General features: G+C 67.6%; 14 protein-coding genes. 7 read left to right on the top strand and 7 right to left on the bottom strand.

Annotation, left to right across the window (positions count from 1 at the left end; translation table 11 throughout):
- Positions 1-431: 431 nt before the first annotated feature.
- Entirely contained in the window at positions 432-2,027 is a 1,596-nt protein-coding gene (locus ACZ63D_RS26720; protein WP_465357107.1) for a methyltransferase domain-containing protein, read from the bottom strand.
- A 91-nt stretch (positions 2,028-2,118) separates the two neighbouring features.
- Here ACZ63D_RS26720 and ACZ63D_RS26725 point away from each other — a divergent pair, with 91 nt between their 5' ends.
- The 3 genes from ACZ63D_RS26725 to ACZ63D_RS26735 are packed head-to-tail and all read left to right on the top strand — an operon-like array spanning position 2,119 to position 3,574.
- A complete protein-coding gene (locus ACZ63D_RS26725; RefSeq protein WP_465357108.1) occupies positions 2,119-2,709 on the top strand; it encodes a helix-turn-helix domain-containing protein in 591 nt (196 codons plus the stop codon).
- Positions 2,710-2,739: 30 nt separating this feature from the next.
- On the top strand, positions 2,740-3,126 hold the full coding sequence (locus ACZ63D_RS26730; RefSeq protein WP_465357109.1) for an ArsR/SmtB family transcription factor: 387 nt from the start codon (positions 2,740-2,742) through the stop codon (positions 3,124-3,126).
- Positions 3,080-3,574 carry an SRPBCC family protein gene (locus ACZ63D_RS26735; protein WP_465357110.1) on the top strand — a complete coding sequence of 165 codons (495 nt, stop codon included), beginning with the start codon at positions 3,080-3,082 and terminating at the stop codon, positions 3,572-3,574. The genes ACZ63D_RS26730 and ACZ63D_RS26735 overlap by 47 nt, the downstream gene beginning before the upstream one ends.
- 64 nt (positions 3,575-3,638) lie before the next feature.
- Here the strand turns inward: ACZ63D_RS26735 and ACZ63D_RS26740 are convergent, their stop codons facing one another.
- Positions 3,639-4,502, bottom strand: a complete 864-nt coding sequence (locus tag ACZ63D_RS26740; protein WP_465357111.1) for a 3-hydroxyacyl-CoA dehydrogenase family protein — start codon at positions 4,500-4,502, stop codon at positions 3,639-3,641.
- 97 nt (positions 4,503-4,599) lie between these two features.
- On the opposite strand from ACZ63D_RS26740, the gene ACZ63D_RS26745 reads away from it, so the two are divergent.
- The gene (locus tag ACZ63D_RS26745; protein WP_465357112.1) at positions 4,600-5,010 is read left to right on the top strand and encodes a hypothetical protein; all 411 of its coding nucleotides are present in this window, start codon (positions 4,600-4,602) and stop codon (positions 5,008-5,010) included.
- On the opposite strand, the gene ACZ63D_RS26750 is transcribed toward ACZ63D_RS26745, so the two are convergent.
- The 3 genes from ACZ63D_RS26750 to ACZ63D_RS26760 all read right to left on the bottom strand — a co-directional run bounded on the left by ACZ63D_RS26750 (position 4,994) and on the right by ACZ63D_RS26760 (position 7,373).
- Positions 4,994-5,899 (bottom strand): carboxymuconolactone decarboxylase family protein, encoded by a 906-nt coding sequence (locus ACZ63D_RS26750; protein WP_465357113.1) that lies wholly within the window; start codon positions 5,897-5,899, stop codon positions 4,994-4,996. The genes ACZ63D_RS26745 and ACZ63D_RS26750 overlap by 17 nt on opposite strands.
- A 1-nt stretch (position 5,900) precedes the next feature.
- Positions 5,901-6,527 carry a TetR/AcrR family transcriptional regulator gene (locus ACZ63D_RS26755; RefSeq protein WP_465357114.1) on the bottom strand — a complete coding sequence of 209 codons (627 nt, stop codon included), beginning with the start codon at positions 6,525-6,527 and terminating at the stop codon, positions 5,901-5,903.
- Positions 6,528-6,629: 102 nt separating this feature from the next.
- Entirely contained in the window at positions 6,630-7,373 is a 744-nt protein-coding gene (locus ACZ63D_RS26760; protein ID WP_465357115.1) for an SDR family NAD(P)-dependent oxidoreductase, read from the bottom strand.
- A 91-nt stretch (positions 7,374-7,464) separates the two neighbouring features.
- On the opposite strand from ACZ63D_RS26760, the gene ACZ63D_RS26765 reads away from it, so the two are divergent.
- Complete coding sequence (locus tag ACZ63D_RS26765; RefSeq protein WP_465357116.1) at positions 7,465-8,070, top strand: TetR/AcrR family transcriptional regulator; 606 nt, start codon at positions 7,465-7,467, stop codon at positions 8,068-8,070.
- A gap of 3 nt (positions 8,071-8,073) precedes the next feature.
- On the opposite strand, the gene ACZ63D_RS26770 is transcribed toward ACZ63D_RS26765, so the two are convergent.
- Complete coding sequence (locus ACZ63D_RS26770) at positions 8,074-8,598, bottom strand: TetR/AcrR family transcriptional regulator (protein WP_465357117.1); 525 nt, start codon at positions 8,596-8,598, stop codon at positions 8,074-8,076.
- A 43-nt stretch (positions 8,599-8,641) separates the two neighbouring features.
- On the opposite strand from ACZ63D_RS26770, the gene ACZ63D_RS26775 reads away from it, so the two are divergent.
- Positions 8,642-9,616, top strand: coding sequence for an SDR family NAD(P)-dependent oxidoreductase (locus ACZ63D_RS26775; RefSeq protein WP_465357118.1), 975 nt, complete (start codon positions 8,642-8,644; stop codon positions 9,614-9,616).
- A gap of 103 nt (positions 9,617-9,719) precedes the next feature.
- Entirely contained in the window at positions 9,720-11,906 is a 2,187-nt protein-coding gene (locus tag ACZ63D_RS26780) for a hypothetical protein (RefSeq protein WP_465357119.1), read from the top strand.
- Between the two features lie 193 nt (positions 11,907-12,099).
- Here ACZ63D_RS26780 and ACZ63D_RS26785 read toward each other — a convergent pair whose 3' ends face one another.
- Positions 12,100-13,176, bottom strand: coding sequence for a C40 family peptidase (locus ACZ63D_RS26785; protein WP_465357447.1), 1,077 nt, complete (start codon positions 13,174-13,176; stop codon positions 12,100-12,102).
- Positions 13,177-13,434: the final 258 nt, after the last annotated feature.

Genomic DNA, 13,434 nt, shown 5'->3' on the forward strand with positions numbered 1-13,434 from the left:
TGTCGGCCACCCCCCGGCGACCCCGGCCCACCCGAGCCCTCGCCGGGCCAGCGCGGTGCCGGTGTCGGCCAGCGCCCGCGGCGGTCGCGTTCCGGCCGAACCGGAGCCGTAACGGGCAGCGTCCGCAGCAGCTCCGACCTGACGGAGCCGCCATCCGGTCGAGCCGGAGCCGTGTCGGCCACCCCCCCCGGCGGCTCCGACTCACCCGAGCCCTCGCCGGGCCAGCGCGCTGTCGGTGTCGCCAGCGTCCCGGCGGTCGCGTCCCGCTCGAGCCATCGCCCGGCCGAGCCGGAGCCGTGTCGGCCACCCCCCAGCGGCTCCGGCCCAGCCGAGCCCCCCCCATCCAGCCGAGGCGGAGCCGTGCCACCCACCCCCCGGCAGCCCCGGCCCGACCGACCCCCACCCGCCCGAACCGGAGCCACCCCTAACCATCACCCCTTCCGAGCCACCAGCACCGTGTCCCGAACCACCATCTCCGCCCCCATCGCGGCCCGCTCCCGAATCTCCGCGACCACCGAAGCCCACGACTGATCCAACGTCTCCGCCACGTCCTCAGCCGTGAACATCATGTCCGGCATATGCGGCCGCCCGGCGTGATGATCCGCCGGATCATGCCCAACCACGAGCAACGTCCCGCCCGGTGCCACGGCGTCCGCGAGCCGCGCGAACGCCGCCGTCCTCGTCGCCGACGGCACGTGCAGGAAATGCGACGTCACCAGGTCGAACTTCGATTCCGGCAACCACTCGGACAGGTCCGCGGCGATCCACGTGATCCGGTCCGCCACCCCGAGTTTCTCCGCCTGCGCGCGCCCGCGTCCGATGGCCGTCTCGGAGAAGTCGACCGCCGTCACCCGCCAGCCCTGCTGCGCGAGCCAGATCGCGTCGCCGCCCTCGCCGCAGCCCGCGTCCAGCGCGTGGCCCGGCTCCAGGTCGCGAGCCTCGGTCACGAGCTGCTCGTTCGGCCGCCCGCTCCAGATCTCGTCCCGGGACCGATACCGCTCCTCCCAGGAACCGCGGTCGAACGGCGGCGCGTCCGCGTGGCGCTCATTGGCCCGCGCGACCTCCCGCTCCATCTCGTGCGAGAACGGCATTTCCCGCTGCCGCACGGCTTCCGCGGCTTCTTCCTCGACCAGCTCGCCGTTGATTGCCACCCCGGCCATCAACCCCGCCGCGGCCGAAACCACGACCTGCGCGCGCATGTCCGTGACGTTCCCCGCCACCCACAACCCGGGCACGGACGTCCGTCCGGACGCGTCCGCGGGAACTCGCGTGCCGATCACGAAACCGTTGAACTCCACCGGTTCCGGCTCGATCCCGAGCGGCGCGAGAAAGTCCGCACGGGTCTTGGCCGGCGCCGCGACAGCCAGCGCCTCGCGCGCCACGACCTCGCCCGATTCGAGCCGCACCCCGGTCAGCTGGTCGTCCTCGGTCTCGATCGCGGCGACCGCGCCGTCCACGATCCGGATCCCGCGGGCCAGCAGCGGAGCCGCGTCGAAATCCCCGTGTGTGTGCCGGAAAACGACCACGTCTCCGCTCAGCTGCCGCCACATCAACGCCTGGTGCACGGTCATCGGGCCGGTCGACAGCACGCCGATCGCCCGGTCGCGCATCTCCCAGCCGTGGCAGTACGGGCAATGCAGCACGTCCCGCCCCCACCGCGCCGCCAGCCCGGCAACCTCGGGCAGTTCGTCGACGAGACCGGTGGCGACCAGCACCCGCCGCGCGCGCGTGCGCCGTCCGTCGGCCAGCGAGATCTCGAACCCGTTGTCTCCCTTGGCAACCGAGGTCACGGTCTGCGTGATTACCTCACCGCCGTACCCGGCCAGCTCCGCACGACCGAGCGAAAGCAACTCGGCCGGCGGCGTGCTTTCGCGGCCGAGGTAGTTGTGCACGTGCCCGGCCGGTGCGTTGCGCGGTTCGCCGGAATCCACGACCAGCACCGAACGACGGCTCCGGGCGAGCGCCACCGCTCCGCTGAGCCCGGCCGCCCCGCCGCCGACCACCACCACGTCGTACTTCTCGTCCACTGGATCCTCCTGTCGTCCCCGTCGCCTTCGGACTATCCGGAGAACGCGCCGACTTGACAAAGTTCTTTGCCGAAGTGGCAAATTGAACGACATGAGCGAAGACGACCAGGGCCTCGGCGAGGTCCTGCACGCGGTCGGGCCGAGGCTGCGGGCCCTGCGCAAACAGCGCAACGAGACGCTGACCGGCCTCTCCGAAACGACCGGGATCTCGGTGAGCACGCTGTCGCGGCTCGAAGCCGGCCAGCGCAAACCGACCCTGGAGCTGCTGCTCGCCCTGGCCCGCGCCTACCAGGTCCCGCTGGACGAGCTGGTCGGCGTGCCCTCGACCGGCGACCCGCGCCTGCACCCGAAACCGTTCGTCCGGCACGGCCGGACCTACCTGCCGCTCACCCGGCGTCCGGGCGGCCTGCGCGCCTACAAGATGATTCTCCCACCGGAGCCTCCTGCGGAGTCCCCGGACCAGCGCGTCCACGAGGGGTACGAGTGGATGTACATCCTGTCCGGACAGTTGCGCCTGATCCTCGGCGAGCACGACGTGATCCTCCGACCGGGCGAGGTCGCCGAGTTCGACACGCACGTTCCGCACTGGTTCGGCAACGCCGGCGCCGAGGTCTGCGAGATTCTGGCCCTGTTCGGACCGCAAGGGGAGCGCTTCCACGTCCGCGCCCGCCCGGCCTCTTGACGCATACCCATATCGGCATATGATTGCCGCATGGCACGGGCAGCGACTACCGCGGACGTCTTCAACGCCGTCGCCGAACCGCGGCGCCGGGAAATCCTGGACGTCCTCGCCGAGGGCGAACGTCCGGTGAACGACCTCGTCCGCGCGCTGGGCCTGGGGCAACCGCAGGTGTCGAAGCATTTGCGGGTGCTGCGCGAGGTCGGCGCGGTCGAGGTGCGGGACGAGGGCAGGCAACGGCTGTACCGGCTGAACAGCCGCGCCCTCAAGCCGATCCACGACTGGGTGCGCCGCTACGAACGGTCCTGGGAGGAACGGTTCGCATCGCTGGACGCTGTGCTGGAAGAGATGGGCTCGACCGAGGAGGAAGACGATGACCGACACGACGACCGGCACGGCGAAGGTGACGCTGCCCGCTGACAACCAGATCCTGATCACCCGGGAGTTCGCCGCTCCTCGGCAGCGCGTTTACCGCGCCTGGACCACGCCGGACCTGGTGAAGCGCTGGTGGGCAGGCAAGCGGGGCACGGTGACGTCCGTGGACATCGACCTGCGGGTCGGCGGTCAGTGGCGTTACGTGCTGATCGCGAACGGCGGTTTCGAGGTCGCCTTTCACGGTGAATATCAAGAGATAACGCCCAACGAACGCCTGGTCCACACTGAGGTTTACGAAACGCCGGAATACTCGGACTTGGACGCGCCGGTGGTCACCGTGACGTTCGCCGGATCGGGGGACCGCACCACGCTGACCATACTGACCGAAACGCCCACGAAGGAACTGCGCGACGCGATCCTGGAATCCGGCATGGAGGTCGGCATGCAGGAGTCGATGGACGCGCTGGAGGAAGTCGCGGTCTCGCTGGACTGAACCGGCGCGGGGCGGCCCGATCCTTTCCTTGCCCGGGCCGCCCGAAACTCTCGGACCGACCGAATCAGCTGTACGAGTAAAACCCTTCACCGGTCTTGATCCCGAGCTTGCCCGCGTCGACATAACTGCGCAGCAGGTCCCGCGGACCCGTCGGCAGGTGCGGATTCTCGTCCGCGTAATGGTTTTCGATGTCCAGCACGACGTCCAAGCCGACCTGGTCCATCATCTGGAACGGCCCGTACGGCAGATGCCAGTTGATCTTGAACATCCCGTCCACGTCCTCCGGCCGGGCGACGCCCTCCGCGACGACGGCCAGCGATTCCCGTTTGATCGCCGCCCATACGCGGTTGAAAATGAAGCCGACGCTTTCCTTGCGCGCCTCGAACGGATGAATGCCGAACTCCGGCAGCACCCCGAGCAGCGTGTCGAGCACCGTGCGGCCGGTTTCGCCGTCGGACATGAGGTCGACCGCGTTCGCTGTCGGCGGCATGTAGAAGTGCATGTTGCACAGCCGCGACTTGTCGCGCACCTTCTCGGACATCATCCGCGACGGGTACGACGACGAGTTGGTGGCGAAGATGGTGTCAGCGGGCGCGGCCTCGTCGATTTGGCCCCACAGCGGGATTTTGAGGTCCAGCCGTTCCGGTACCGCCTCCACGACAAGCCACGCGTCGCGCAGAGCTTCCTCGATCGACCCCGCGTCCTCGACCCGGCCGACCTCGCCGCTGCCGCGTTTTTCGATCAGAACCGGCAACGTTTCCGCGACGTACTCCGCTGCCGCCGCGACTTGTTCGGCGTTCGGGTCGCTGATCCGCACGATCCCGCCGCGGGAGGCGAACATCAGCGCGATGCGCCTGCCCAGCGTCCCGGCACCGAACACGGTGACCGGCCGGTTGCGGATCTGGTCGAATGTGTACGCGTACGGCATGGCTCACCTTTCGATCTTGAGCCCCAGAAGACCACCCGTCCTCGTCCGCCGCAATTCCGCGTCCACTGGCGGGGGACCGGCTGCGTAGAATGCTGCGGTGGTCGAGGTTCGCGAGGTTCGTCGTCTCTGTTACGCCTTCGCCCGTCGGACCGGCGGGACCCTGATCGAGTTTCGCGTTCCGACGGTCACGCCGAACTTCTGGCAAGCCGTCGTCGAGTATCCCGATCGCACGATCTCGGTCGTCGCCGCCAACGACGCGCCGGTGGTCGCGCTCGCCCGGCCGCGCTCGCTCGACTTCGCGCCGGCGCGGGAGTGGGGGCCGCTGGAGTTCATCGACGAACCGGAACTCGTCGCCGTGCTCGCGGAAACGGAGCAGTTCCAGGTGCTCACTCCAGCCGATCTCGAACGTTCCTTCGTCGCCGAAGACTGGCCACACCTCACTCGATCCGACGTCGCGTACTGGAAGCCGGCGACGGTCGGCGAAGCGCTGTTCAATTACTGGGACTGACCTCCCGAACCCCGGACAGCGGAAAGGTGCCACCGCCGGAAATCGTGACGGAGCCGGAGAACGCGTCCCCGTCGACCGTCCCGCGCACGCTCACCTCGAACCGCACCGGATCAGTCACCAACGCCGTGAAGCTGATCTCCTTCCCGTCGACCGTTCCCGAGACGATGGGGACCGTGACCTTCAGCTGAGTGTCGAAAATGGACCCGGACACCGTGGTTCCGTCGGTCGCGAGGTTGAGAAGCAGGTCTTTGCTTCCCGCCGGATGGACGAACGTGATCTTCCAGCTGCCATCCGGACCGGTTTCGCCGCTGGTGGGCCGAGGCTGGTGGTCCGGGAGAGCTACTGGCGCCGGAGGCTCGCCGAGCGCCGGTTGCCCAGGTTTCACCGGGACGCCCGCGGAGTTCAGGAATCCGGCCATCATCCGGTAGTAGCCGACGAGGAACAGGATCTCGATGATCTCGGCGTGCTCGCGAGTTTCGGCCAGAGCTGCCCAGGTTTCGTCGGACACGAAGACATTCGCGCACAGCTCGTCGACAGCGCGCAGCACCGCGTCGTCGTCGGGCGGCCAACTGGCCGCCGGATCGGAGAGAGCGGAGATCTCAGCTTCGGTCGCGCCACCGCCGAGCGCGGCGGGCGCGTGGTTCGCCCATTCGTAGGGAGCGTCGCACCGGAGCGCGACACGAAGGATCGCCAGCTCGCGGATCCGCGGATGCAGTTTCCCTTGACTCACCAGGTAACCGCCCAACGCGCCGGACGCCCGCATCACCTCCGGCGCATGTGCGAGAACTTGGATCACGGTGTCCGCGCCGAGTTTCGCCAGTTTTTGCTGTTCGGGATCCAGCTCGTCGAGAGGGAGCGGCGGAATGCGGGGGATCGTCGCGTGCGGCATGTCAGTTTCCTTCCGCGGGCAGGCGATCGAGCGCCGCCTGTGCTTCGTCGTGGCTGAGCAGTGGATGCGAGTAGATGTCGATCAGCGCGCGGGCGAGCATGTTGTCGCCCGCCGGGCTGAGGATGTCGACGCCGGCCGCGCGCGAAATATGCTGGTGCAGCACGGTGATCGACAACGCCATCGCGGTGCCGATCGCGGCCCGGACCTTGGGCTCGACCGTCGGCGGATCCGTCCGTTGCCGATCAGCGGCGACGAGCCGGTCCGTGCCGAGTTCGACCATCTCGTCGAACAACGGCGCGACGCCGCCTTCGACCAGTGCCCGGACGAGGTAGTCCCGATACGGCCCCATCGCGATTCGCGCCGCCGCAACGGGATTCGCGGTGATGCTGGCGGCCAGATCCTCCGGCACCTGGTCGTTGAGCTGGCGGATGAGCTTGATCAGGTGCTCGTCGCAGGCTTCGCGGAGCGCCTGTTTGGACCCGAAATGGTGCCGCACCAAGCCCAGCGACACCCCGGCTTCCACCGCGATGCCCCGGATCGTGGCGCGCTCGAATCCGTGTTCGCCGAAGTGTCGCATCGCCGCGTCGCGGATGCGGGCGCGCGCGGTCAGGTCGTCGGGGTCGGTCATGACATCGTCGCTATACGCATGAACAGCATGCTATACGCACGTATAGCCATCGCGCCAGGGTGAATCTGCGCGAGAACGTCGTTGTTCCCGCGCCGCTGCTGGTCAGAACTGCTTTTCGCCGCCGTCGACGTAGATGTTCGCGCCGAGGATGAAGCTGCTCTGCTCCGACGCGAGGAACAGCACGGCGTCGGCGACCTCGCGCGGCGTCCCCATCCGGCCGAGCGGAACCCGCGCCGCGAAACTCGCCCGGGCCTCGTCGACCTTCTCGACGCCGACCGCATTCTCGAGCACCGGGGTGTCGATCGTGCCGGGGGACACCACGTTGACCCGGATTCCGCGGTCTTTCAGCTCATTGGCCCAAGTCCGGGCGTAGGAACGGAGAGCGGCTTTGGACGCCGAATACGTTCCGAACGACTTGAGGCCGTCATCCGCTCGGACCGACGAAGTCAGGATCACCGACGCGCCCTTGTTGAGCAGTGGCAACGCTTTCTGCACCGTGAAGAGCGTGCCGCGGACGTTGGTGTCAAAGACCTGGTCGAAGTGTTCGGCGGTGGTCTCCTCCAGGCTCATGAAGGAACCCGTTGCCGCATTGGCGAAAACGATGTCCAACCCGTTGCCGCGGTCGCGAACCGCGTCGTAGAGCCGGTCCAAATCGGCCGGATCGGCGATATCGCCCGGGATCGCGGTGGTCGCCCCAATGGTCTTCGCGGCCGCTTCCAGCGTGTCCCGGTTCCGGCCGGTGATGAAGACGTGCGCACCCTCGGCGGCGAGCCGTTCGGCGGCGGCCAGGCCGATCCCGCTGCTGCCGCCGGTGACGACCGCCGTCTTGCCCTCGAGTTGTCCCATAGCTGACCTCCGAATATTTCGGTACCGATCGGTACTTAACCTGACCGTAGCACTTCTGAACCGATCGGTACCGAAGGGGTACACTGACGCGGTGACCCAGGACAAAGCCCAGCTCGGCCGCCCGCGTGGATTCGATGCCGACGAGGCGCTGCGCCGCGCCATGCTGGTGTTCTGGGACCAGGGCTACGAGGGGGCCAGCCTGGCCGAGCTGACCGAAGCCATGGGCATCACGAAAACCAGCATGTACGCGGCCTTCGGCAACAAAGAGCAGTTGTTCCGCAAGGCTTTGTCGCTCTACGACGAAGGCCCCGCTTCCTACGGCCCGCGAGCCTGGGCGGAGCCGACCGCCGCGAAGGTGGCTGCCGCGATACTCAACGGTGCTGTCCAGGCCACGACCAACCCCGACTGTCCGCCCGGGTGCCTGGGCGTCCAAGGCTCATTGGCGGCTGGCGAACTCGGCCGTCCCGCGCGCGAACTGCTGGTCGAGTGGCGAAATGCCGCACGTCTGGCCCTTGAGAAACGATTCCAGCGCGCGGTTGAGGAACGCGATTTGCCGCCGGACGCCGATGCGGCACGGCTGGCTCGCTACATCATGACGGTCGCGTTCGGCATCGCCGTCGAAGCGGCCAGCGGCGCGAGCCGGGAGGAGTTGCAAGAAGTCGCCGACACGGCCCTGCGAAACTGGCCGCTCACCTGAGTTTCAGCGCTTGCAGTAAAGATCGACCGCGATGGTCATCCGGGCACGAAACTCGTCGCGCGTCTCCGCGTCGTACTTGATCCCGACCGCGGTACTGATCAACGTCCCGGCGACGTCGGCAGCGGCCCGTCCGCCGATCGCGTCGACGACGAGCGCGCGAAACCGTTTCGGATACTCGACTGGCATAGTGCCGAGCAGATCGGGGTTGGAGTCGATCAGGACGCCGATCTCCGCGGCCATCGGCCCGACATAACGACCAGCCCACTGGTCGAACGCCTCGATCAGCCGCTCGCGCAGCGGTTGCCGCAAATCGGCGAGAGCGAGCCGAGCGGCCTCGATGCTGTCGTCAAGCGAATGCTGCACCGTTGCGCGGAACAGTTCCGGCTTGGACGAGAAGTAGAAGTACAGGCCGGGACGCGAGATGTCCGCGGCCTTCGCGACATCGTCCATGGACGCCTTGCGGTAGCCGTAGCGCGCGAACACCTCCAACGCCGAGTCCAGTACGTGCGTGCGCCGATCACTGCCCATAAACACACTATACAAACCACGTCCAACCCGTATAGTCCGAAGGGTGCCCCAACCATCCCTGATCCGCACGGCCTTCGACGCCACTAGTACTGCGGACGACGTCGTCGCAGGCCTGAACCTTGCCGGCGTCCGCGCCATCGTCACCGGTGCCACCTCGGGCCTAGGCCGCGAAACGGCCCGAGCGCTCGCCTCGGTCGGCGCCGACGTCACCCTCGCCGTACGCAACACCACCCTCGGCGCGAGCGTCGCCGATGACATCTCTGCCGCCACCGGAAACCGAGCCGTCCACGTCGCACATCTGGAACTAGCCGACCTCGCCACCGTCACCCACTTCACCACCAGCTGGGATGGCCCGCTGCACCTGCTGATCAACAATGCCGGCGTCATGCGCCCCACCCTGGGCCGCACCCAGCAAGGTTGGGAATTGCAGTTCGCGACCAATCACCTGGGCCATTTCGCGCTGGCACTAGGCCTGCACGACGCCCTAGCCGCAGGCGCGAGCCAGCGAGACGCGGCCCGGATCGTGGCGGTGACCTCCGGCGCGCACATGTACTCACCCGTTGTCTTTGCTGACCCCCACTTTATCCGCCGCGCCTACGACCCCCAATTGGCTTACGGGCAGTCGAAAACGGCCAACTCGCTGTTCGCCGTGGAAGCGACTCGCCGGTGGGCAGCCGACGGAATCGTCGCCAACGCGGTCAACCCCGGCGGCATTTCCACTGGCCTGCAACGGGATTTCACCCCGGCGATGAAGGACCACCTGGCCCGGCTCGAAGCCGCCGGAGTCTTCGAATACAAGACCGTCGAACAAGGCGCGGCCACGACTCTGGTCGCCGCGACCGCCCCGGAATTCGCCCATAACGGTGGCCATTATCTGGACGACGGCAACGAAGCCGCGACCGTGCCCGACGACGTCGACCTGGCAGGCAACAGCCACGCCGTCAAACGCTGGGCACGCGACGACGCAGCCGCACAGCAACTGTGGCAGCTGTCCCTAGACCATGTCCAGCACCCCTGACCGGGTGAACTGAATCCCCAACCTGATCAACGCACCCCAAGTAATTCGTTGCCACACGGCAGTTTCTCTGCTGCGCGCGGCCCGCATCCGCTAGATTCCCGCCGTGGACATGACAGACGGGCCCGCGGATCTGTGGTTGTCATTGCGGGTAGCGGACGCCATGGACCACGGCGCGGAGCGGACCGCACTGCTGGCCGATGCCGTGCGAACCGCCGACCGCCTGCGAGAATCGCGAGCCGCGTTCCGATCCCGCCGCATGCTCGCCGAAGCCTGCCGGCTCGACGGACAATGGGATCGGTTACGAAGCCTGCTCTACGAATGTCTCGACGCGTACGATCAGCGCAGGTGGCGGTTCGACCGGAACGACGAGGCCGAACTTCTCGGCTGGTACGCCTGGCTGGTCGAATGCATGGTCGACTTCCCGGACCTGACCCTCGCTGAGATCCGGGCCGCCCTGCAAGGAGTAGAACGCCGCTACACCGACGCCGATCTGCCCCAGCACGAGGTCTATGCGGCCCAGCGCGGAGTCGCCGCACATCTCGGCGACTGGCCAGCCGCCGACGAGGCCCACCTGCGCTGGGTCGCCACCGCACCGACCGACGCGGACGATCGATGGCTCGACGTCACCACGATCGACCACCACCTGAACAAGGGAGAATTCTCGCGCGCCCGGCACATCGCGGCCGAACTGCTGGACAATCCCGCGTCCTTCGACGATCCGATCGTGCTGACCCGCTGCCTGATGCTGCTCCCGCTGGCCCGCGCCGGCGAATGGGAACTCGCGGCGCTGACCTACCGCCGCATCCGCCGTACCACGTCAGGCGAGTTCTATTCGCTGGAAAACTTCGGCCGCATCATCGAATTCTGCGCGCTGACCGGCAACGAACTCGCCGGGATCGACTGGCTGGCCGCGATGGAGGGTTTCGAGGCGCGCCAACGCCCTTTCGCCACCATGGAATTCGCCGCCTCGGCCGCAGTGCTGACCAGCGCCCTAGTCCGCGCCGGCCGCGGCGAGACCGTGCTGGACCTAGGCCCCGAGGACCCGAACACGGTCCCTCTGCGGATTCTCGCCCGCCGTATGCGTCGCCTAGCCCTGGACCTGGCCGCACAATTCGATCGCCGCAACGGCAACACCTTCCAGGGCGACCGCATCCGCGCACGTCTGGCCGCCGAACCGCTCACGGACTTCCTGCCGCTAGACCCGACCAGCCGCCCGCCGCTGAATTTGCTGCCCCCGCCCGGACTGTCCGACGAGGACTTGCTCGCCCGCGCCGAATGGCACGACCTCCGCTGCGAAGCCGAAGAAGCCCGCGCCTGCCTGACCGTCGTGTCCGACGACCTCCCACCACACCTCGACGCACGACTGATCGACCTACGCGCAAGGTTCTTCCAAAGCGAGCAAACCGAACCAGCACTGCGCTACGCCATCGACGTCTACCGCCAGCACGGCGACCACCCGCGCGCCCTGCTCACCGAATGCTGGCTCAGCCTATGGACTGCCCACACCGGCCGCCCCGACGAAGCTGTCAGGACCGCCGTCGCCGCCGTCGAACAACTGCGCCATTCCGGCAACGACACCCATTGCGCCTGGGGCGAATACTGGCTGGCCTACCTCCTCGCCAGCCAAGGCGCCCACGCCGACGCACGAGCCGCACTGACCCGCGGCCAACGACACGCCGAAGCCGCGTCCGACCACCTAGCGCGAGGCACACTCTTAATCCTCGACACCACGCTGCGCCCCTCGCTCACCACCGCGACGGCCGCGCTGGAGGCACTCATCAATGCCCGCGCACCGGAAAAAGCCTTGGAAGCTCTAGAACAACTCTCACACCACAACGGTTACCTGGAGGTCGTAGAACACATCTTAGCCGCACCGCCCCAAGGAATGGGCCGCCTGATCGGGCGAATGCGCTACCTCCGTGCCTGCTCGCTGCCCGATCCCGCGCACTCCGCCGACGACTTCACCGAAGCCATCGGCCAAGCCGCACTGCGCGGCGAAGACACTCCCGAACAATGGCACCAGCTGGCCCAGGCCAACCACGCCGCCGGCCGCTACGAGGACGCCGTCGACGCCAGCCAACGCGCCATCGAACGCCTAAATCCGGGAACCGACGCCCACGACCAAGCCGCCTACCTGCTCGCCGACAGCTACCGCCACCTAGGCGACCACCGCGCAGCCCTCCGCGAATACCGCCGCCTCGCCGACGCCGACGGCCCGCTGTCAGCCCAAGCGTTCGTCGCAGGCACCGCCTTGCTGGAAGACTTAGGCATCACCGACTGGCCCGCCTAGCACTTTCCGCTGCGACTCCCGGATGCCCAAACTTCCGCAACGACCTCATTGCCGCGCCGCCTCCCGCCCCCTAACGGCAACCCCCGGCCAGGCAGTCAAGGTTCTCGCCACTGAACGGCGAAAGCACCACCCGCCACGAGATCCAGCCCTGGCCCACAACCTCGGTACAGCCTCAACCTCAAGACGACGCAGGTCAGGCCGTCGGCCGCCCCGCCCCCGCGTAATCGTCGCCCGGCCGTCGATACGGATGAACCTGAACCGCCTGCCCAGTCTGCGGCGCGTCGATCATCTGCTGGTTTCCGATGTAAAGCCCCACATGATGGATCTTCGAGGCGGGCTCACCGAAGAAGATCAAATCGCCCAACTGGGGTTCGTTCACATGGGCAACGCTGCGGAATTGCGTGTCCGCCGTCCGCATCAGCTTGACGTCCGCGCTCGCGTAAGCCGCAGTCGTCAGACCTGAACAGTCGAAACCAGGATCGGCGTCGCGAGTGCCATTGCCGCCCCAAACGTACGGCAGCCCGATCTGGTCGATCGCGAAGTCGACCGCCGTAAGAACCGCAGGATTGGGCGGCTGATCACTCTGCCCGACCGTGCCGTAAACGTTGGTCGTCGCAAGCGTCCGATGCAAGACGACCGGTGCGGGTTCCAATGTGGCGACCCCGTTCCACCAGTCCGTCGCCAAATCGCGGCCATTCGCACAGAGCGCGCGCCCAGCCGTGAGCGCCGAGTCGTCGATGTTCTGAATATCAGACTTGCCACCGGACGCACTGCGCTGCCACTTGCTCCATATCGCGGGGGAGAGCTGCAACGGCCCCGCCGCCCCCGGCGTCGACACGGCCCGGTGATAGAAGTCGAGAACCTCCACCGTGCCCAGCGGTTTAGCGAGCGTCCCGTTCTCCCCGACCCGATTACCCTGCGCCCGCCCGTGGTCGCTGGCGATCTTCCCGATCGCGGCGAGAGTGATCCAAGACAGGTGACAGTCAGGCTGTTCCTTGCTGAGTGTGACGGTCGCCTGCGCATACCCGTTCATCGCCCGCAACGGAATGTCAAGCCACTGGCTGGTCCGCGACGCCCACCCCCCGAACTCCCCAGCCCGCGGCACCCCACTCTGAACCGGCACCGGTGTCGGCGCAGGAGAGGCCGACGGTGCCTTCGAGGTCCCGGGAGCCAACGACCCCGTCACCGCGACGTCCCCAGAATTCGCCTCGCTATCACCGCCACCCGGCAAAACTCGCACCGCGACGACCAACGCCGCAACGGCCACCATGACCGCTGCCAACGCCACCACAGCCCGCCGATTCCGCGCGAGAAAACCCAGCCCCGCAGAACCCCCGACCCCGTCACCCTCCGGCGGCTGGACCCCGTCGCCATCTACTGGCGACGCGCTGGTCAGCTCCCGCTCATCGCCACCGGCTGGCGAACCGCCACCCACTCCGGACGTTTCGCCACTCAGCGGCGACGCGCTGGTCAATGCAGGCGTCTCGCCGTTCAACGCCGAACCACCGGACGCGGAGGCGTCGCCGTT

The organism is Amycolatopsis sp. NPDC104775 (assembly GCF_055583325.1).

Coding starts and splice junctions, on each gene's coding strand:
- ACZ63D_RS26725 (WP_465357108.1), top strand. CDS start 2,119: ATGAGCGAAGACGACCAGGGCCTCGGCGAGGTCCTGCACGCGGTCGGG.
- ACZ63D_RS26770 (WP_465357117.1), bottom strand. CDS start 8,598: ATGGGCAGTGATCGGCGCACGCACGTACTGGACTCGGCGTTGGAGGTG.
- ACZ63D_RS26730 (WP_465357109.1), top strand. CDS start 2,740: ATGGCACGGGCAGCGACTACCGCGGACGTCTTCAACGCCGTCGCCGAA.
- ACZ63D_RS26785 (WP_465357447.1), bottom strand. CDS start 13,176: ATGGTGGCCGTTGCGGCGTTGGTCGTCGCGGTGCGAGTTTTGCCGGGT.
- ACZ63D_RS26735 (WP_465357110.1), top strand. CDS start 3,080: ATGACCGACACGACGACCGGCACGGCGAAGGTGACGCTGCCCGCTGAC.
- ACZ63D_RS26740 (WP_465357111.1), bottom strand. CDS start 4,502: ATGCCGTACGCGTACACATTCGACCAGATCCGCAACCGGCCGGTCACC.
- ACZ63D_RS26760 (WP_465357115.1), bottom strand. CDS start 7,373: ATGGGACAACTCGAGGGCAAGACGGCGGTCGTCACCGGCGGCAGCAGC.
- ACZ63D_RS26750 (WP_465357113.1), bottom strand. CDS start 5,899: ATGCCGCACGCGACGATCCCCCGCATTCCGCCGCTCCCTCTCGACGAG.
- ACZ63D_RS26755 (WP_465357114.1), bottom strand. CDS start 6,527: ATGACCGACCCCGACGACCTGACCGCGCGCGCCCGCATCCGCGACGCG.